The 17,738-nt window shown below is 73.1% G+C and carries 18 protein-coding genes and 1 tRNA gene; 11 read left to right on the top strand and 8 right to left on the bottom strand.

The features are described from left to right. The first annotated feature begins 40 nt into the window (after nucleotides 1-40). Complete coding sequence (locus FAF44_RS07200) at nucleotides 41-586, top strand: hypothetical protein (protein ID WP_237102244.1); 546 nt, start codon at nucleotides 41-43, stop codon at nucleotides 584-586. Here the strand turns inward: FAF44_RS07200 and FAF44_RS54495 are convergent. Continuing rightward, complete coding sequence (locus tag FAF44_RS54495; RefSeq protein WP_272894167.1) at nucleotides 560-1,402, bottom strand: 1-aminocyclopropane-1-carboxylate deaminase/D-cysteine desulfhydrase; 843 nt, start codon at nucleotides 1,400-1,402, stop codon at nucleotides 560-562. The two genes, FAF44_RS07200 and FAF44_RS54495, sit on opposite strands and share 27 nt — an antisense overlap. Nucleotides 1,403-1,445: 43 nt before the next feature. Here FAF44_RS54495 and galK point away from each other — a divergent pair, with 43 nt between their 5' ends. After that, nucleotides 1,446-2,558, top strand: coding sequence for a galactokinase (gene galK / locus FAF44_RS07190; RefSeq protein ID WP_237102243.1), 1,113 nt, complete (start codon nucleotides 1,446-1,448; stop codon nucleotides 2,556-2,558). Between the two features lie 9 nt (nucleotides 2,559-2,567). Here galK and FAF44_RS07185 read toward each other — a convergent pair whose 3' ends face one another. Continuing rightward, nucleotides 2,568-3,344: an enoyl-CoA hydratase-related protein gene (locus FAF44_RS07185; protein WP_237102242.1), complete on the bottom strand. Its 777-nt coding sequence runs from the start codon at nucleotides 3,342-3,344 to the stop codon at nucleotides 2,568-2,570. A 48-nt stretch (nucleotides 3,345-3,392) separates the two neighbouring features. Between FAF44_RS07185 and FAF44_RS07180 the strand changes: the two genes are divergently transcribed. Continuing rightward, the gene (locus tag FAF44_RS07180) at nucleotides 3,393-4,100 is read left to right on the top strand and encodes a tyrosine-protein phosphatase (protein WP_237102241.1); all 708 of its coding nucleotides are present in this window, start codon (nucleotides 3,393-3,395) and stop codon (nucleotides 4,098-4,100) included. Here FAF44_RS07180 and FAF44_RS07175 read toward each other — a convergent pair. After that, entirely contained in the window at nucleotides 4,071-5,204 is a 1,134-nt protein-coding gene (locus FAF44_RS07175; protein WP_237102240.1) for a nitric oxide synthase oxygenase, read from the bottom strand. The genes FAF44_RS07180 and FAF44_RS07175 overlap by 30 nt on opposite strands. 285 nt (nucleotides 5,205-5,489) lie before the next feature. Further along, a tRNA-Asn gene (locus FAF44_RS07170) sits at nucleotides 5,490-5,561 on the bottom strand. 127 nt (nucleotides 5,562-5,688) lie between these two features. Here FAF44_RS07170 and FAF44_RS07165 point away from each other — a divergent pair. Then, nucleotides 5,689-6,006, top strand: a complete 318-nt coding sequence (locus FAF44_RS07165) for a YtxH domain-containing protein (protein WP_237102239.1) — start codon at nucleotides 5,689-5,691, stop codon at nucleotides 6,004-6,006. A gap of 71 nt (nucleotides 6,007-6,077) precedes the next feature. Here FAF44_RS07165 and FAF44_RS07160 read toward each other — a convergent pair whose 3' ends face one another. From FAF44_RS07160 to FAF44_RS07150, 3 genes are read right to left on the bottom strand one after another with little or no spacing between them, the layout of a single operon-like run. Then, nucleotides 6,078-6,551 carry a hypothetical protein gene (locus FAF44_RS07160; RefSeq protein ID WP_237102238.1) on the bottom strand — a complete coding sequence of 158 codons (474 nt, stop codon included), beginning with the start codon at nucleotides 6,549-6,551 and terminating at the stop codon, nucleotides 6,078-6,080. Then, on the bottom strand, nucleotides 6,548-7,822 hold the full coding sequence (locus FAF44_RS07155) for an amylo-alpha-1,6-glucosidase (RefSeq protein WP_237102237.1): 1,275 nt from the start codon (nucleotides 7,820-7,822) through the stop codon (nucleotides 6,548-6,550). The genes FAF44_RS07160 and FAF44_RS07155 overlap by 4 nt, the downstream gene beginning before the upstream one ends. 32 nt (nucleotides 7,823-7,854) lie before the next feature. Beyond that, nucleotides 7,855-8,013: a hypothetical protein gene (locus tag FAF44_RS07150; RefSeq protein ID WP_237102236.1), complete on the bottom strand. Its 159-nt coding sequence runs from the start codon at nucleotides 8,011-8,013 to the stop codon at nucleotides 7,855-7,857. Between the two features lie 178 nt (nucleotides 8,014-8,191). On the opposite strand from FAF44_RS07150, the gene FAF44_RS07145 reads away from it, so the two are divergent. The 7 genes from FAF44_RS07145 to FAF44_RS07115 are packed head-to-tail and all read left to right on the top strand — an operon-like array spanning nucleotide 8,192 to nucleotide 16,449. Then, nucleotides 8,192-9,358: a hypothetical protein gene (locus tag FAF44_RS07145; RefSeq protein WP_237102235.1), complete on the top strand. Its 1,167-nt coding sequence runs from the start codon at nucleotides 8,192-8,194 to the stop codon at nucleotides 9,356-9,358. Further along, nucleotides 9,355-11,496, top strand: coding sequence for a serine/threonine-protein kinase (locus tag FAF44_RS07140; RefSeq protein ID WP_237102234.1), 2,142 nt, complete (start codon nucleotides 9,355-9,357; stop codon nucleotides 11,494-11,496). Before FAF44_RS07145 ends, FAF44_RS07140 begins: the two co-directional genes overlap by 4 nt. A 26-nt stretch (nucleotides 11,497-11,522) precedes the next feature. Then, a complete protein-coding gene (locus FAF44_RS07135) occupies nucleotides 11,523-12,332 on the top strand; it encodes a PP2C family serine/threonine-protein phosphatase (protein WP_237102233.1) in 810 nt (269 codons plus the stop codon). Then, nucleotides 12,325-13,611 (top strand): VWA domain-containing protein, encoded by a 1,287-nt coding sequence (locus FAF44_RS07130; protein ID WP_237102232.1) that lies wholly within the window; start codon nucleotides 12,325-12,327, stop codon nucleotides 13,609-13,611. Before FAF44_RS07135 ends, FAF44_RS07130 begins: the two co-directional genes overlap by 8 nt. Further along, a complete protein-coding gene (locus FAF44_RS07125) occupies nucleotides 13,611-14,279 on the top strand; it encodes an FHA domain-containing protein (protein WP_237102231.1) in 669 nt (222 codons plus the stop codon). The genes FAF44_RS07130 and FAF44_RS07125 overlap by 1 nt, the downstream gene beginning before the upstream one ends. Beyond that, nucleotides 14,276-15,646 (top strand): hypothetical protein, encoded by a 1,371-nt coding sequence (locus FAF44_RS07120; RefSeq protein ID WP_237102230.1) that lies wholly within the window; start codon nucleotides 14,276-14,278, stop codon nucleotides 15,644-15,646. The genes FAF44_RS07125 and FAF44_RS07120 overlap by 4 nt, the downstream gene beginning before the upstream one ends. Next, nucleotides 15,643-16,449, top strand: a complete 807-nt coding sequence (locus FAF44_RS07115; RefSeq protein WP_237102229.1) for a transporter substrate-binding domain-containing protein — start codon at nucleotides 15,643-15,645, stop codon at nucleotides 16,447-16,449. Before FAF44_RS07120 ends, FAF44_RS07115 begins: the two co-directional genes overlap by 4 nt. Before the next feature lie 46 nt (nucleotides 16,450-16,495). On the opposite strand, the gene rpoD is transcribed toward FAF44_RS07115, so the two are convergent. Further along, nucleotides 16,496-17,632, bottom strand: coding sequence for an RNA polymerase sigma factor RpoD (gene rpoD / locus FAF44_RS07110; RefSeq protein WP_237102228.1), 1,137 nt, complete (start codon nucleotides 17,630-17,632; stop codon nucleotides 16,496-16,498). Nucleotides 17,633-17,738 lie beyond the last annotated feature (106 nt).

Here is a 17,738-nt window from a genome sequence, read left to right as displayed (position 1 = left end):
CGCCCGCGCGAAAGTCGGGCAGCGCCGTAGCGTAGGGGGCATGGGCAAGGCGTTCTGGATCGACCAGGAGTTCGACAGGGACCGTGACGGGCGCTACGCCGTGCACGTGCGCAAGAACCTCGACGCGTTCGAGTGGGGCGACATCGCGCCCGTGCGGTTCGCCTGCACGGCGTGGGAGCTGGCCACGCCGCCGTCGCTGACCCCCGGCTACGTACGCTGGGACCGCCGCGTCCTGGAGGCGAGCTGCCACCGCAACACCTGGGACGGCACCCTCTACGCGCGGGTCAGGATCGCCTCCCCGCTGCCGGAGGAGCTGCGGCGCTCGCGCGCCTGGTGGCGCGACCGCGGCTGGCTGGGCTGGCAGGAGACGTTCGGCCAGTACGTCGAGCCGAGCCAGCAGGACCTGGCCCGGCTGCCGTTCCTGCGGGCCTCGCTGCTGGTCGAGGCGCCGCTGCCGCTCGACGACCTGCCGCCGGAGCCGGAGGGCCCGTACGAGGAGGCCGAGCAGAGCGCCCACCGGGCGGTGAGCGTGCTGGCCCGCGAGCTCAACGCGCTGGTGTCACCGGTGCTCGACCAGTTCGGCTGAGCCCGAGCCGGCCGCGGGAGCCGGAGGCTGCCCGGTGACGACGGCGACCACACGGGTGCCCGGCGCGAAGGCGCCCTGCCGGGCGAGGTCGAGCACGCCGTACAACATCTTCGCCACGTAGATCCGCTCGACCCCGTGCCCGGCGGCGAAGGCGTCCAGGACGGGGGTGGTCCTGGCGTAGCCGCCGAAGTGGTAGTCGAGGTTGATCGACCAGTTCGGCCGGACGCGCCCGTACGCCTCCCGCTGCAGCCTGGCCACCTCCGCCGCCAGGAAGCCCGCCCCCTTCAGCACGGCGAACCCGAGCGCCCGCCGCCCTTCCGGCAGCCCCGCCGAGATCCCGGCCAGCGTCCCGCCGGTGCCGACCGGGCAGCAGATGACGTCGTAGTCCTCCCCGATCTCCCCCGGCAGTTCGGCGCAGCCCCGCACGGCCGCCGCGTTGCTGCCGCCCTCGGGCAGGATCACCACGTCCTGGCCCCATCGCGCGCGCAGCCGCGCCAGCACCTGTTCGGTGTGCTTGAGCCGGTAGGAGGCCCGGTCGAGGTAGGTGAGCGTCATGCCGCAGGCCGTCGCACGGGCCAGCACCGGGTTCAGCGGCAGGTGTGGCTCGCCCCTGATGACGCCGATCGTCTCGACGCCGTGCCGCGCCCCGGCCTCGGCCACGGCCCTGATGTGGTTGGAGTGGGCCCCGCCGAACGTCAGCAGCCGGCGGTGCCGGAGCTCGGGCCCGAGGTTGTGCCGCAGCTTGCGCGGCTTGTTGTCGTCGTGCACCAGGAACACCCGGACGCGGCCGAGCGCTGGATCCAGGAGCTCCTCCATGGCGCTAGTCTACGGTCGGGCCTTTGTTGAGGAGTGTTGGATTATGCGGGTTGTTGAAGCATTTGCTGCCGCCTTCGGTGCGTCCCCCCAGACCGTCTGGCGCGCTCCCGGCAGGGTCAACCTGATCGGCGAGCACACCGACTACAACGACGGCTTCGTCCTGCCCTTCGCGGTGCCGTGGGGCGTGACGGCCGCCCTCACCCCGCGCGACGACGACACCATCCGCCTGCTGTCGCTCCAGGCCCCCGGCGAGCCGGTCACGATCGCCACCCACGCCGAGTCCAAGGGCTGGACCCGCTACGTCGTCGGCGTCCTCGACCTGCTCGGCGACCGGGTGCGCGGCGCCGACATCGCGATCGACGGGGACGTCCCGCAGGGCGCCGGCCTCAGCTCCAGCGCCGCCCTGGAGGTGGCCGTCGCCTCCGCGCTCAACGACGTGCACTCCCTGGGCATGACGCCGATGGAGATCGCCCTGCTCGGCCAGCAGGCCGAGAACGACTTCGTCGGCATGCCCTGCGGCATCATGGACCAGGCCGCGTCGGCGCTGTCGGAGGAGGGGCGCGCGCTCTTCCTCGACTGCCGCTCGCTCGCCTCCCGCACCATCCCCTTCGACCTGGCCGCCCACGGCCTGAGCCTGCTCATCGTCGACACGCAGGTGCACCACGAGCACGCGGGCGGCGAGTACGCCAAGCGCCGCGCCGAGTGCGAGTCGGCGGCCCGCAAGCTCGGGGTCGCCGCCCTGCGCGACGTCACCGACCTGGCCGGCGCGCTGGCAGAGCTCCAGGGCGACGAGCGCAAGCGCACCGAGCACGTCGTCACGGAGAACCACCGCGTCGAGGCCCTGGTCGGCCTGCTCCGCGCGGGGGCCGTCACGGAGATCGGCGCCCTGCTCAACGCCTCCCACCTGTCGCTCAGGGACCTGTACGAGGTGTCCTCGCCGGAGCTGGACGTGGCCGTCGAGGCGGCGCTCAGGGGCGGCGCCCGCGGCGCCCGCATGACGGGCGGCGGCTTCGGCGGCTCGGCGATCGCGCTGGTGCCGGTGGAGCGGCTGGACAGCGTCCAGCGGTCGGTCTCCGACGCCTACGCCGAGCGCGGCTTCCAGGCCCCCCGCTTCCTGCCCGCCGTCCCGGCCCCCGGCGCGCACCGCCTCTCCTGAGCTGCGGGGTCACAGGGGCGGGAAGGCGGGCGGGCGGCGTTCGAGGAAGCTGGCGACGCCCTCGGTGAAGTCGGGCCGTCCGAACGAGGCGAGCATCTCCTGCGTGGCCGCCTTGGCCGACTGCTCCAGCGTGGTGTCCCAGTCGTGCCACACCTGCCGCTTGATCACCGCCATCGACGCGGGCGAGCTGTAGCCGGCCAGCTCCCCCGCGTACTCCTGGGCCTCGCGCAGCAGCGACTCGGCCGGCACCGCCCGGTTGGCCAGCCCCATCTCGTACGCCTCCCGCCCCGTGAACACCCGCCCCGACAGCAGCACGTCCATGGCCCGCTGCTGGCCCATGATCCGCGGCAGCACCCAGGACAGCCCGTACTCGGCGATCAGCCCGCGGCGCGCGAAGGCGGTCGTCCACTTGGCCTCGGCGGCGGTGAACACGAGGTCGCAGACAAGCGCGTGCACCATGCCGAGCCCCGCGCAGGCCCCGTTGACGGCGGCGATGACGGGCTTGCGGATGGTCGTGGGGAAGGTGTTGGGCCGCGGGTCGGGCGCCCCGTCGTACGAGCCGGACTGGATGGCGGTCAGCGTCTTGAAGTCGGCCCCCGCGCAGAATCCTCTGCCCGCGCCGGTGACGACCACGGCCCGCACGTCGGGATTCCCCTCGGCCTCCGCGAGGAGGTCGAAGTAGCGCCGCCCCATGGCATCGGTCCAGGCATTGAGCGATTCGGGCCGGTTGAAGGTCAGGGTGAGCACGCCCTGGTCGTCGAGGGTCGAGAGCACGAGGTCCGCCATGCCCCCAACAGAATCATGTTCTAGCCCGCGAAGGCAAGGATGGCGGGCATGGACCGTGATCTGACATGGGACGGCTGCCACAACGTACGCGACCTCGGCGGGCTGCCCGCCGCCGGCGGCAGGCGGACCCGCCGGGGCGCGGTGGTGCGCTCCGACACGCCCGACCGCCTCACCGAAGCGGGGTGGGCGGCGGCAGCGGCCCACGGCGTCCGCACGATCATCGACCTGCGCGACCCCGGCGAGGGCCCGGAGGCATACCGCCCGCCCGGCATGACCGTCGTGCCCCTGCCCCTCGACCGCCTCGACGACCCCGACCGCGGCCGCTACGGCGGCACCCCCCTGTACCTGCGCCCCTTCATGGAACGCTGGCCCGGCCGCTGCGCGCGGCCCCTCCGCGCCATCGCGCAGGCGCCGCCCGGCGGGGTGCTGGTGCACTGCGTGGCCGGCCGCGACCGCACGGGCCTGGTCGCCATCCTGCTGCTCGCCCTGGCCGGGGTCGCGCCGGAACACATACTGGCCGACTACGAGCGCTCCGAGACCCGCCTGAGCCCCTTGTACGCCCGCCTGGGCCAGCCGGACGACGCCCTGCGCGTCCGGGCCCGCCTGGACGCCGCCGGCACCACCACGGCCGAGGTGATCACGGCCCTCCTCGCGGGCCTCGACGCCGAGGCGTACCTGACGGAGGGCGGCCTGACCGCGCCGGAACTGGCCGCCCTCCGCGAGCGGCTAACGGTGGTGGACGAAGGCCGGGGTTAGCACGCTGGTGTCGTAGTAGCGGTGGAAGACGGGGGTGACACCGCCCGACAGCGGTGGCACGATCCACGACCAGTCCGCCGGGCACACCCGTCCCGCCCGTTCCTCCTTCGACAGGTGGGTGAGGAAGCGGCGCGACTCGGTGTGATGGTCGCTCACGGTCACCCCCGCCCGCTCGAAGGAGTGCAGCACCGCCACGTTCAGCTCCACGAGCGCGTGGTCGCGCCACAGGGAGCGCTCGGTGGAGGTGTCCAGCCCGAGCCGGTCCGCCACCACCTCCAGTTGGTCGTACCTGTCGGCGTCCGCCAGGTTGCGGGCGCCGATCTCGGTGCCCATGTACCAGCCGTTGAACGGCGCGCACGGATAGCAGACGCCGCCGATCTCCAGGCACATGTCCGAGATGGCGGGCACGGCGTGCCAGCGCAGCCCCAGCTCCGCGAACCACGCGTAGCAGGGATGCTCCAGCGGCACCTCCAGCACCGCGTCCCCCGGCACGTGGCTCAGCAGCGGCTCGCCCCGCGCCGGCTGGATGATCAGCGGCAGCACGTCGAACCGCCCGCCCCGGCCGCGCCAGCCCAGCGCCTCGGCGGTCCGCGTGAGCGCGAGGTTGCGCGGGTCGCCCACGACGCCGCCGTCCGCCGTCCGGTAGCCGGCGTAGCGGACGAGCTGATCGTTCAGGATCCGGGGGGCGCGCAGACCGGGCGTGTCCGGCGGCAGGACGGTGACGATGGGCCTGATCCGGCCGCCGCCGGTGGCCTCGCGCAGGTGGGCCACGCATTCGAGGGCCACCCCCTCGGCCGTGCTCACCTGCCTGCGGTCGCGCACCTTGAGCGAGCGCCAGTACAGCCGCCCGATGCACCGGTTGCTGTTGCGCCAGGCCACCCGGGCGCCGAAGACGAGTTCCTCGTACGTGTGCGTGTAGGTGCCGTGGCGGGCCACGTCCCTGGCGATGTCGCGCAGGCGGGCGGGCATGCCTCCGGCTGAGGGGTGCTCGGCGTGGTAGAGCCTGATGAAGCGCTCGGCCTCGCGGAGGTCGGTGACGCGCCGGGCCGCCACCGGGGCGGCGGGCACGTCGTGGGGGCGAAGGGACCTGATCCAGGTACGCACGCGGCAATCAGCGATTCTCCGTCATCGGAGCGCCCCGCCGATTCCGGGTCGGCGGAGTCTCCTGGTGGCGGCGCCCTGTCCGTGCCGCCGTGGCGACTTCCCGCGGCTCCGGTCTCCGGGACCGGCTCGGTCATCCTCGCGCGCCCCGGCCCGCCCTGTCCCGGGAATCCGCAAACGTGTCACCATGACATCACAAAGCGTGAAATCGCGGCCGGGGACCGGCCGATCGGCCCGTCACACGCGAAAGGCCCCTCCCGGAAACCCGGGAGGGGCCTCTGCTGTCGGCTCCCGCGATAGGACTCGAACCTATAACCTGCCGGTTAACAGCCGGCTGCTCTGCCGTTGAGCTACGCGGGATCGGACTCTTCGCGCACTTCGCCGGGGCCGCCCGACCCCTTCGCTGTGCGCAGGAATAGATTAGCGCACTCGGAGAGTGCGTGTCGCATCGTGAGCGGGGTAGGCCCGGAGACAGCGGAGGTGCGAAATGCGTTATCGGATGACATTCGCTGCTGGTCTGGCCGTCGGCTACGTGCTCGGCAGCCGGGCCGGTCGCGAGCGGTACGAGCAGATCAAGCGGACGGCGCAGCGCGTCGCCGACAACCCCCGGGTGCAGGAGGCGGCCGGGGTGGTCGGGGCGCAGGCCGCGAAGTTCGCGGGAGCCGCCAGGTCGAAGGTGGGGGACACGCTGCAGCATCGGCTCCCGTTCCTCGGCGGCGACGGCCACAAGCCCGAGACCGGCACCGGCTGGCCCGGCGAGGAGGCCGTCGAGCAGAAGGCCCGCGAGAGCGGGATCCCCTACTGATCCGCCGCGGGGCGGCCCGGGGCGGCACGGGCGTGCGTGCGCCCGCACCCCCCGCGAGCGGCCCGGCGGGCTCAGACGCCCATGCTCCGCCGCACCCCCTCCAGAGCCTGTTCGGCCTGGGCGCGCAGGCCCGGGTCGTCGGGGTCGAGCCCCTCGTCGAAGACGAGCGTCCAGCCCAGCACCTCGCCACCGGGCCGGCGTCGCGCCACCAGCCGCACCCCGCCCCTGCCGGGCAGGCTGACGTGCTTGTTCACCACGATCGTGGCGTTGACCCGCTCGCGCACGGTCTCGGGCAGCATGCGCGGCTCGGAGATCCGCTCGAAGTGCCGGGCCGCGCCGGTCGTGAGCACGTGCAGCCCCTCTTCGTCCCACCACGCCCTGTCGATCTCCTCGTACGGCACCCGCGTGCCGCCGGTCAGGTAGAGCGCCAGGTTCGTGGCCACCACGGGGCCGTCGGCGCCCTGGGTGAAGGTCAGCACCCGCTCTCCCCGCTCGGTGTTCAGCGACTTGCGCACGTCGGCGGGCAGGCGACGGAAAAGGCTCATTCCTCCACGGTATCGGCGAGCAGATCCAGGGTGAGCGCCGCGCTCCACGAGAAGTCCCGGCAGCCGCGCCCGCTCCCGTCGAAGGGGTCGAAGCACTCGCGGAAACCGGCCTGCCGGACCAGGCGCAGGGTGCCGTTGGTGATCTGCCGGCCGAGGTGGTCGAGCGAGTGCACCGCGGCGGCGTGGCGCAGCAGCCAGTTGGTGTTCACCCAGGAGGGGCCGCGCCAGTACCGCGTCCGGTCGAACTGGGCGGCGCGGATCTCGCAGCTCGGCACGGGGTAGCCGGTGGCCCCCATGAACCTGGCCGACTCCAGCACCTCCAGGGCGGCGTGCAGACGGTCGGCGGGCAGCCCCGGGTCCAGCAGCGGCCCGAACGCGCCGACCGTGCACACCCGGATGAGCTGCCCGGCCCGCAGGTCCCTGGCGTAGAAGCAGCCGTCCCACAGCCGGTCGAGCATGGCCTGCCTGAGGCGTTCGGCGTGCTCGGCGTGCGGCACGGGGTCGGCGCCCGCCAGCGGCGCCAGTTCGGCCATGGCCTGGCAGGAGGCCAGCCAGATGCCGTTGAACATGGGGTCCTCGACCGCGAAGGGGTGCTCATCGCGCAGGTACTCGGAGCCGTATCCGGCGTCGCGGTAGCGCATGGCGAGCCAGACGTAGCGGTCGTGGTCGCTGCCGGGGTGGCGTAGGTCCAGGCCGAGGTTGCGGTAGCCGTAGCTGATCACGGGCAGCGCGTCGAGCGGCGCGTCCCAGGCCGGGCTGTCGTCCATGCCCGACTCCCAGGGGTGCACGATGGCCGCCAGCCCGGCCCCGCCGAGGTCGCGCGTGGTGGCGAGGTACTCGTGCTGGGCGACGAGCGCCGGGTAGGCCCTCCTGACGAAGGCGGCGTCGCCGGTGTGCCGGTAGAGCCACCACAGCGCCAGCGCGTGCAACGGCGGCGCGGTGAGCCCCGAGGTGAGCACGCGCGGCGCGGCGGCGTTGTCCTGCGAGCGCCACACGGACGGCCCGGGGAAGTACGCCTCGCGCGTGTGGAAGACGATGTGCGGCACCATCCCGGTCGCCCACTGCCCGCGCAGCAGGCTGAGCAGCTCGTCGCGGGCCCGGTCGGGCCGGTGCCGGGCCAGGCCGATGACGACGAACGCGGAGTCCCAGCTCCACTGGTGCGGGTAGAGGCCGGGTGCGGGCACGGTTCCGGCGCCCGTCCAGTTCGCCTCGAGCACGGCCAGCGCCTCGCGCCCGAGCGCGGCATCGTCAACCGCCGGCCGCGCTTCCATCACCCAATCATGACCGCGGAACCGCCGGGGCGCTATGTCCTCTTCAGCCAGTTCGTCAGGAACATCGCGCCGAGCACGACGGCGCCGATGATGAGCCCCCACTTGAGCAGTGAGAGAGCGAGGCCCACCACGGGGCCGAGCAGTACGAGTGCGGCGATGACGGCCGCGACGATCAGCAGAATGCGTCCCATGTCCACTACGCTAAGAGATCGTTAAGCGGTTTGCAGGCGGCCCGGGGTTCAATCAGGGACAAGTCAGGGGTCCCCCCGAGCCAAAGGAACTAAAAACCGCGAACCCGCCGTTGGGCGGGTATAACGGGGGCATCTGGGGGGCCTCTTCACGGGGAGCGTGATGAGCCTGGGACCACCAATGAGCAGGGAAGGCGCGGAGCACGCGCTCCGTGCCCGCGCCGACGAGCGCGACCGCATCTCGGGCGACCTGCTCGACCTCGAATCACACACGACGTACCGGCTGCTGAAGGACGCCGCCCTGCGGGGGGCGACCGAGCGGCGCTGGGCCGCGGCGCAGGAGGCGCTGGCCGCGCTGTGGTCGCTGAACGACGCCTACCGCGTGGTGCTGCGCGACGCCGAGCAGGTCAGGGCCGCCCGCGGCCGGCTGGGCGCCGATCAGCTCGCCCGGCTCACCGAGCTGCTCGGCGGCGAGTCGGTGGTGCTGCGGGCCGTGACCAAGCCGGTCGAGCAGCGCTCGCTGCTGCCGCAGGCCGACGAGCGGCTGACGCTCGACGCGGCCGTGACGCGCATGGACGCCGCCTTCCGCGAGGTCACCGGCGCGCTCAACGACATCGACGCGGTGTGGAACGCCGTGCTGCCCCGCCTCGACGCCGCCGAAGCCGACCTGCGCCGCATCCGGGAGCTGGAACGCGAGTTAGGCGAAGCGGCCGACCTCGCCGTCCAGGAGGGCGAGCTGGCGGGCCTGCGCGCGGCCGTGGTGGCGGACCCGCTGGGCCCGTCCGTCGGGCCGGACCTCGACCGGCTGGCCCGCCTGCTGGCCGGGGTGCGCGCCGAGGCCGAGACGGCGCTCGTGGTCAAGGGCGAGTACGCCAGGCGCCGCGAGAACCTGCTGGCCGAGCTGGACCGGGTGCGCGCCGCCGAGAGCGAGGCCAGGCTGGCGCACGGAGCGGTCGTCGTCAAGATCGCCCTGCCGCCGCAGGCGCAGCCGCGCAGCGGGATCGAGGCACTCACCGGCGGGCTCGACGCGCTCGACGTCTCCGCCGACCCCTGGGTGCGCCGCGCCAAGCGGCTGACGGCCCTGGAGGACGACGTCCGCAAGGCCGCCGAGCAGGCGCTGGCCACCGCCAAGGCACTGTACGGGCTGGTCGGCCGGCGCGACGAGCTGCGCGGACGGCTCGTCGCCTGCCAGGCGATGGCGGTACGCAAGGGCCTGGCCGAGGACGCGACCGCCCTGGAGCTGTACGAGCGGGCGCACGCGTTGCTGTGGAGCGCCCCTTGTGATCTGACGAAGGCGGCCACGGCCGTCGAGAACTACCAGCGCGCGATATCCGGAGGTAAGCGATGACCCGCTGCGCGCAGCCCGGCTGCACGGGGACGATCGAGGAGGGCTACTGCGACCTCTGCGGCCTGGCCGCGGTCCCGCCACCGCCCGCCGCTGCGTCCGGCCCGATGGCCGGGCCCGCGTCAGGGCCGGTGGCGACCCAGCCCGTGAGCAGATCGGTGAGCGGCCCGTTGAGCAGCGGCAGGGGGCGGACGGGCGTGCCCGCCACCGTCGCCGACCTGCCGTCGATCCCCTACCGCGATCCGGCCACCGCGATCATGGCCGTTCCCGAGGTGCCCGAGAACCGGCGGGTCTGCGCCAACCCGGCGTGCGAGAAGCCGGTGGGCCGCTCCCGCGACGGACGGCCGGGGCTCACCGACGGGTTCTGCCCGCACTGCCGCACCCGCTTCTCCTTCACCCCCAAGCTGGACAAGGACGACCTGGTGGCCGGCCAGTACCGCGTGTTGGGCTGCCTGGCGCACGGCGGGCTCGGCTGGATCTACCTGGCCTCCGACGAGAACCTCGACGGCCGCTGGGTGGTGCTGAAGGGCCTGCTCAACACCATGGATCCCGAGGCGCTGGCGGCGGCGGAGGCCGAGCGCAAGTTCCTCACCACGCTCGACCACCCGAACATCGTCAAGATCCACAACTTCCAGCGCTCGGGCGGCCACGGCTACATCGTCATGGAGTACGTCGGCGGCCAGTCGCTGCACGAGCTGCGCAAACAGAGCGCGCTGCCACTGCGCGAGGCCCTGGTGTACGGCAGGGAGATCCTGCGCGCCTTCGGCTACATGCACGAGTTCGGCCTGGCCTACTGCGACCTCAAGCCGGCCAACGTGATCCGGGTCGACCGGCGGCTCAAGCTCATCGACATGGGGGCGGTGCAGCCGTTCGGCTCGCCGGTGGGCTCGTCGTGGGGCACGCCCGGCTACCACGCCCCCGAGCTGGACCGGGTGCCGTCGTCGGTGACCACCGATCTGTACACCGTGGCCAGGACGCTGGCGGCGCTGGCCATCCCGGGCTGGAGCCCGGCCACGGGCGGCGTGGCCAACCCGCTGCCGGCGGACTGCGGGCACCCGTCGTTCACCCGGCTGCTGCACAAGGCGACCGCGCCCGACCCGGCCCTGCGCTTCCAGAGCGCGGAGGAGATGGAGGAGCAGCTCGTCGGCGTGCTGCGGGAGGTCAGCGCGCAGGAGGCCGGGGTGCCGCACCCGGCGCTCTCGACGTTGTTCGGGCCGGAGCGCACGGCGGTCGGGACGGCGCTGGCGGACTCCGAGCACGAGGTGTTCAAGCCGCTCGACCCGGCGGCGGTGGCGCGGGCGCTGCCGGTGCCGCTGGTGGACCCGGCCGACCCGGCGGCGGGCTCGCTGGCGGGGCTGCTCGGGCGCGACGGCAAGGAGCTGATCGACCAGCTCGCCGCGATGCCGCCGAGCCCCGAGACCAAGCTCATGCGGGCCAGGCTGCTGGCCGAGGCGGGCGCGGACGAGACGCCGGCGGCGCTGACCGCGCTGGACCGCGAACTGCCGGGCGACTGGCGGGTGGCCTGGTACCACGGGGTGCTCGCGCTGGCCACCGGGCAGGCCGAGCAGGCGGTGCACCGCTTCGACGCCTGCCTGTCGGCGCTGCCCGGCGAGACGGCCCCGAAGCTGGCGCTGGCGTTCGCGCTGGAGTGCGCGGGCAAGCCGGCGGCCTCCTGGCACGACGTGGTCTGGCGCACCGACCGCTCCTACGTGAGCGCGGCGTTCGGGCTGGCCAGGTCGGGCCGGATGGGCGTGCTGGACGAGGTGCCCGCCACGTCCGTCTACCGGGTGGCGTCGCAGGTGGCGCTGACGGCCTCGGTGGTACGGGTGCCGGACCCGGGCAGGCTGCGCGCGGCCGACCTGGTGGACGCGGCCGAACGGGTGCGTAACCAGTCCGGCCTCGACCCGCGCCGCCGCGACCTGCTCGTCGCGGAGGTGCTGCGCGGGGCGCTGACCTGGCTGGAGGGCAACCCGCCGCCGCCGAAGGACACCCGGCTGGCCGACGCCCCGTTCACCGAGGCGGGGCTGCGCCGACGGCTGGAGTCCATCTTCCGGCGGCTGGCGGTGGCGGCGCGGTCGCGCCAGGAGCGCCACGCGCTGATCGACCAGGCCAACGCCGTGCGGCCGAGGACGTGGCTGTGACGGGCGGCGGCGCGGGCGGGTGCCCGGTGTGTGAGGCGCCCGTGCTGGCGGGCGACGTCTACTGCGAGGCGTGCGGCCACGCCCTGGGCGCGCCGGCCTGCGTCTCCTGCGGCGCGGCGGCCGTCGATCCGGAGGGTTACTGCGAGCGGTGCGGGGCCCGCCAGCCGACCGGCCGGGACCACGCGGAGTTCGTCCTCGACGGCGGCGCGGGCGCGCTGACCGACCGGGGCCTGCGGCGCAGCCGCAACGAGGACGCGGTGGCGCTGCTGGAGATGGGCGGCACGGTCGTGACCGTGGTCTGCGACGGCGTGGGCAGCTCGCCCAGGGCCGACGAGGCGTCCGCGGTGGCCGTCGAGACCGCCTCGGCGGCGCTGCTCAGGGGCCTGCCGCAGGCGGAGGCGTTCGAGCTGGCCGGCCGGGCCGTGACCAAGCTGGCGACCTCGCTGGACGACGCGCCCGCCTGCACGTACGTCGCCGCCGTCGTCGGGCCGGACGGCGGGGCCACCGTCGGCTGGGCCGGCGACTCGCGGGCGTACCTGCTGCCCGCCGGCACGCCCCTGACCGAGGACGACGCCGTGGAGACCGGCGAGATCACCGCCTGGCTCGGCGCCGACGCCGACACCGCTGCCCCGCGCGTCCGCGCGCTCGCCCCCGGCACGTCCGGGCTGCTGCTGATCTGCAGCGACGGCCTGTGGCGCTACCTGGACGGCTACGCCTTCCCCACCGAGGGGACCCCCATCGAGATGGCCCGCGAGATGCTGCGCCACGCGCTGCGCCGCGGCGGCCAGGACAACGTGACGATCGCCTTGATCCCCCTAGGAGAAGCACATGGGTGACCAGCCCGCTTTCACGCTGAACATCGACCAGAACAAGTACCTCCCCCTTGACGGCCGCGAGGTGCACGCCATCGTCACCATCGGCTCCACGGGCGCGGCGCCCGTCCAGGCCGCGCCCGCCGAGGCGGCCGAGGTGATCATCATTGACACGTCGGGCTCGATGAGCGGCAGCAAGATCCGCGAAGCCCGGCAGGCGGCGATCACGGCCGTGCGGACGTTGCGCGACGGGGTGCACTTCGCGGTGGTCGCCGGCACCGAACGGGCCGCGGTCGTCTACCCGGGCGGCAACGGGAGCCTGGTGCGGGCGAGCGCCGCCACCAAGGCGGAGGCCGAGCGGGCCATCGGCCGGCTGAGCGCGCACGGCGGCACCGCGATCGGCGAGTGGCTGAAGCTGGCCGGCCACCTGCTGACCGCGCACCCGTCGGCGATCAGGCACGCGCTGCTCATGACCGACGGGCAGAACAACGAGCGGCCCGAGGTGTTCGCCTCCGTGCTGGCGGGCTGGAGCGGCAAGTTCGTCTGCGACAGCCTGGGCGTCGGCGACGACTGGGTGCCGGCCGAGCTGCGCAAGGTGGCCGAGGCGATGCTCGGCACCTTCGACTACGTCCGCAACCAGGGGGATCTGCCGGAGTTCTTCCGCCGGCTCACGCAGACCTCGATGAACAAGACCGTGGCCGAGCTGTCGCTGCGGGTGTGGGTGCCGCAGACCGCGCGGCTGAAGTTCGTCAAGCAGGTCTCCCCCACGCTGCTCGACCTGACCGGCAAGCGGGCCGACGTCAACCCGCTGACCGGCGACTACCCGACCGGTTCGTGGGGCACGGAGGAGCGCGAGTACCACATCTGCGTGGAGGTGCCTTCGGGACAGATCGGGCAGGAGATCAGGGCGGGCTGGGTCAAGCTGGTACGCCCCGACACGCAGGACGTCGTGGCCAGCGGCAACGTACTGGCCCAGTGGACCGACGACCTGGCGCAGTCCACCCGCATCAACGGCAAGGTCGCCCACTACACCGGGCAGGCCGAGCTGCACGAGCTGATCCAGGACGGGCTCAACGCCCGCGCCATGGGCGACGTCGGCACGGCCACCGCCCGCCTGGCCAAGGCACGGCAGCTCGCCCAGGAGTCGGGCCGTGAGGACACGGCCAGGCTGCTGGAGAAGGTGGTGGAGGTGGACCCGGCCACGGGCACCGCGCGGCTGCGCCGGCACGTGGACAAGGCCGACGAGCTGGAGCTCGACACGGGCTCGGTGCGGACGAGCCGGCTGCGCAAGGACGGCGCCTGATGGCGACCTGCCCGCAGGGGCACCCGTCGGGCGCCGACGACTACTGCGACGTCTGCGGCACGCAGATGAGCGGCCCGGCGGCGGCTCCCCGGCAGCCGGCCGCGCCGCCGCCCGCCGCGCCTGATCCGGCCGCCGAGGCGTGCCCCGTCTGCCGGACACCGCGCGCCGGGCACTTCTGCGAGGTGTGCGGCCACGACTACACCGGCGGCGGCGCCTCGGTCCCGGCTCCCCTGGCGGGACCCATGACGGGACCCGGTCTGGGGGCGCGCTACGAGGCGGTCGCCGCCGCCGACCGCACGTACTACGAGAAGGTGATCGCCGAGGGCGGTCCCGACGCCGCCGCGATGGCGTTCCCGCCGTACTGCCCCGAGCGGTCGTTCCCGCTGCGCGGCGAGCAGGTACGCGTCGGGCGGCACAGCCGCGCCAGGAACCTGCGGCCCGAGATCGACCTGACCGGCCCGCCCGAGGACCCGGGCATCTCGCACCTGCACGCCGTGCTGCTGGCCCAGCCCGACGGCTCCTGGATGCTGGTGGACCCCGGCTCGTCGAACGGCACGCAGGTCAACGGCCGGACGCTGAAGGTGAACGTGCCGGTCCCGGTCGGCCCGGGTGACCGCATCCATCTGGGCGCGTGGACCGTGATCACGATCAGGGAGGGCACGCCGTGACCGTGGTGCAGACGCGGCCGGCCGCCCCCGCTCCTCCCGCGCCGCAGCGGCGCAGCGTACCCGGCCGGATCCGCGTCATCTCGGGCATCACGGTCGCCTCGCTGGCCCTGCTCTTCGCCGCGCTCGCGGCCGGCAGCGCCAGTGCCAGGGAGGGCCTGCGGGTCATCGGCCGCGACGCCGGCCCGCAGGTCGTCGCCACCGCCGGCCTCTACCTCGCGCTGAGCGACATGGACGCGCAGGTGGCCAACGTGCTCGTGATGGGCGACGCCTATCCCGCGCAGCGCCGGGAGGCGCTCGCGCGGTACGAGTCGCAGCGGGCCGAGGCCGGCCGGACGCTGCTGCAGGCGTTCGAGCTGTCGGGCGACAACCCGGCCGAGCGTGACACCGTGCAGTCGGTCCTCGACGGTCTGGGCCGCTACGAGCGGCTGGCCGGGCAGGCGCTGCTGCTGAACGAGCAGTCCGGGCACCCGCCGGGGCCGCCGCCCGAGCAGGTGGTGCGCACCTATCGCGACGCGACCGACCTGATGCGCATGGTGTTGCTGCCGCAGGCGTACAACCTGACGTTGGAGAGCGGCACGATCGTGCGCGCCACCTACGACGAGAAGGCCGCCCTCGCGCCGCTGGCGCGGACCGCGGTCGTGGTGGCCGGGGTGCTGGCGCTGTGCTGTCTGATCTGGCTGCAACTGTTCCTGGCGCGGCGCTTCCGCCGGGTGTTCGGGCCGGCGCTGCTGGCCGCGACGGTGACGACCGGGGTGGCGCTGTTCTTCGGGGTGACCGTGCTCGCCCAGGACGAGCAGGCCCTGCGCACGGCCAAGTCCGCCGGGTTCGACTCGGTGCTGACGCTGGCCAGGGCGCGCGCGATCAGCAACAGCATGCAGGGCGACCAGAGCCGTTACCTGCTGGACAAGGAGCGGGCCGACACCTACGAGCACACGTTCCTGGACCGGTCGCTGTCGGTCATGTACGTCAACGCCGGCAATCTGACCGACTACCACAGCGCCGTGGCCACCCGCTCGACCGGCTTCCTGGGCCTGCTGGGGCCCGAGCTCGCCGGCAGGCAGGGCGCGGCCGTGGCCGACGCGTACCGCGGCTTCCAGGCGGCCGACCGGTCCTTCCGCGACCTCGCCGTGAGCGGCCGGACCAACGAGGCGGTCGCCGCGCGGCTGGGCGGGGTCAAGAAGGCGTTCGACGGTTACGACCAGGCGATGACGAAGCTGGCGGACTCGCACCGGAAGGTGTTCGAACGTTCGATCACGACCGGTGAGGGCGCGCTGGACAACCTGTGGCGGCTGCTGCCGTTCGCCATCGGCGCGATCGGCCTGCTGGTGGTCGCCGGCGTATGGCCACGACTCAAGGAGTACCGGTGAAGCGGGTGCTGGCGGTGGTGCTGGTCCTGGCGGCGATGACGGTCGCGGGCTGCGGGACGGGCCGGCCCGCGTCGATCATGGACAAGGACACGCTGGTCATCGGGGTGCGTTCGGACCTGCCGTCGGTCGGGTTCCGCAAGCCCGACGGCACGTACGAGGGCTTCGACGTGGACGTGGCCCGCTACCTGGCGGCCGGTCTGGGCAAGGAGTTCGTCCTCATGGGGGTGCTGGCCGCCGACCGGGAGAAGGTGCTCCAGGACGGCCGGGCCGACCTCGTGGTGGCCACGTTCACGATCGATCAGGAGCGCAAGCGCCGGGTGTTGTTCGCGGGGCCGTACCACATCTCCTACCAGGACATCCTGATCCGGCCGGACGAGCGGATCTCGAACGTGCGCGATCTCGCGGGGCGCAGGATCTGCGAGGTGCAGGGCGCGAACGCGGCTCAGCGGGTGGTCGAGGAGCGCGGGGTGAAGGCGGAGGTGGTGCCGTTCGCCGACTACAGCGCGTGCCTGGCGGCGCTGAAGAGCAAGCAGGTGGACGCGGTCACCACGAACGACGTCATCCTGGCGGGGCTGGCCGCCCGCGACGGCTCGGGGCTGCGGCTGGCCAACGCGCTGTTCAACGAGCAGCGTACGGGCGTCGGCCTGGCCAAGGACGACGTGCCGGGGTGCGAGGCGGTCAACCGGGTGATCACCCGGATGTACCAGGACGGCACGGCGCGCAAGCTGCTGCGCAAGTGGTTCGGCGAGCAGTGGCTCAAGCGCGGGATCATCGCGGTGCCGCAGTTCGAGGGCTGTTCGTGAGCACGCGGAAGGGACGGCCCGGACGGGCCGTCCCTGTGTGCGCGGGTCAGTCGAGGTAGTCGCGCAACATCTGGGCGCGCGTCGGGTGGCGCAGTTTGGCGAGCGTCTTCGACTCGATCTGGCGGATGCGCTCCCGCGTGACGCCGAACTCCCTGCCCACCTCCTCCAGCGTGCGCGGATGCCCGTCGGCCAGCCCGAAGCGGAGCTGGATGATGCGCTGCTCGCGGTCGGACAGCGTGGCCAGGATGTCGTCGAGCTGGTCCTGCAGCATGATGAAGGCGGCGGCCTCCATGGGCACGACAGCGTCGGCGTCCTCGATGAAGTCTCCGAGGTCGGAGTCCTCCTCGCCGATCGGCGACTGCAGCGACACGGGCTCCTGCGCGATGCGCTGGATCTCCACCACCCGATCGACAGGGAGGTCCATCTCCTTGGCGATCTCCTCGGGGATCGGCTCGCGGCCGAGGTCCTGGTGGAGCTGGCGCTGGACTCTGACGAGCTTGTTGATGGTCTCCACCATGTGCACCGGGATGCGGATCGTCCGCGCCTGGTCGGCGATCGCCCGGGTGATCGCCTGCCTGATCCACCAGGTGGCGTAGGTGGAGAACTTGTAGCCCTTGGTGTAGTCGAACTTCTCGACGGCCCGGATGAGCCCGAGGTTGCCCTCCTGGATCAGGTCCAGGAACAGCATGCCGCGGCCCACGTACCGCTTGGCGATCGACACCACGAGCCTGAGGTTGGCCTCGATCAGCCGCTGCTTGGCCCGGGTGCCCTGCCAGACGAGTTCCCGGAACTCCGGGAAGGCCAGCCGCGACACCCCGTTGCCCAGCTTGTCCTCGGCGAACAGGCCGGCCTCGATCGACTTGGCGAGCTCCACCTCCTCCTCTGCGGTCAGCAGCGGCACGCGGCCGATCTCCCGCAGATAGATACGGACCAGATCACTGGTCGGCGCCCGCTTGCCTACGTCTTCCTCTTCGGCGCGGGTGGTCTCCTCGTCGCCCTGCGGCTCGAGGACCTCCACGCCGTTCTCGGCGAGCAGGCGTACGACGCGTTCCAGAGCGTCGGACGGCAACTCGGATCGGTCAAGCGCGGCTGCGACGTCATCGACGGTGACGCTCCCGCGCTCCCTTCCCTTCGCGACGAGGTCCGCCACCTGATCTACCGATGGCGGAACACTTGGCAGCACCGATGCACCCACGGGAGACAGTCTGCAGTATTGGTTCCATCAAATGGCAGACCCATTTTTGTCACCGAAGGTAAGACGATCGTCTTTGCCGGATCGAGATCGCGAA

Origin of the sequence: Nonomuraea sp. MG754425 (assembly GCF_021699195.1) — a bacterium.
Lineage (GTDB): Bacteria > Actinomycetota > Actinomycetes > Streptosporangiales > Streptosporangiaceae > Nonomuraea.
This window is presented reverse-complemented; position numbering and strand designations above follow the sequence as displayed.

Excerpts from the sequence above, each read along its gene's own strand:
- FAF44_RS07155 (WP_237102237.1), bottom strand. The coding sequence starts at position 7,822 with ATGGAAGCGCGGCCGGCGGTTGACGATGCCGCGCTCGGGCGCGAGGCG.
- FAF44_RS07140 (WP_237102234.1), top strand. The coding sequence starts at position 9,355 with ATGACCCGCTGCGCGCAGCCCGGCTGCACGGGGACGATCGAGGAGGGC.
- FAF44_RS07185 (WP_237102242.1), bottom strand. The coding sequence starts at position 3,344 with ATGGCGGACCTCGTGCTCTCGACCCTCGACGACCAGGGCGTGCTCACC.
- FAF44_RS07125 (WP_237102231.1), top strand. The coding sequence starts at position 13,611 with ATGGCGACCTGCCCGCAGGGGCACCCGTCGGGCGCCGACGACTACTGC.
- FAF44_RS07200 (WP_237102244.1), top strand. The coding sequence starts at position 41 with ATGGGCAAGGCGTTCTGGATCGACCAGGAGTTCGACAGGGACCGTGAC.
- galK (WP_237102243.1), top strand. The coding sequence starts at position 1,446 with ATGCGGGTTGTTGAAGCATTTGCTGCCGCCTTCGGTGCGTCCCCCCAG.
- FAF44_RS07145 (WP_237102235.1), top strand. The coding sequence starts at position 8,192 with ATGAGCAGGGAAGGCGCGGAGCACGCGCTCCGTGCCCGCGCCGACGAG.
- FAF44_RS07150 (WP_237102236.1), bottom strand. The coding sequence starts at position 8,013 with ATGGGACGCATTCTGCTGATCGTCGCGGCCGTCATCGCCGCACTCGTA.
- FAF44_RS07130 (WP_237102232.1), top strand. The coding sequence starts at position 12,325 with ATGGGTGACCAGCCCGCTTTCACGCTGAACATCGACCAGAACAAGTAC.
- FAF44_RS07165 (WP_237102239.1), top strand. The coding sequence starts at position 5,689 with ATGCGTTATCGGATGACATTCGCTGCTGGTCTGGCCGTCGGCTACGTG.
- FAF44_RS07180 (WP_237102241.1), top strand. The coding sequence starts at position 3,393 with ATGGACCGTGATCTGACATGGGACGGCTGCCACAACGTACGCGACCTC.
- FAF44_RS07160 (WP_237102238.1), bottom strand. The coding sequence starts at position 6,551 with ATGAGCCTTTTCCGTCGCCTGCCCGCCGACGTGCGCAAGTCGCTGAAC.
- FAF44_RS54495 (WP_272894167.1), bottom strand. The coding sequence starts at position 1,402 with ATGGAGGAGCTCCTGGATCCAGCGCTCGGCCGCGTCCGGGTGTTCCTG.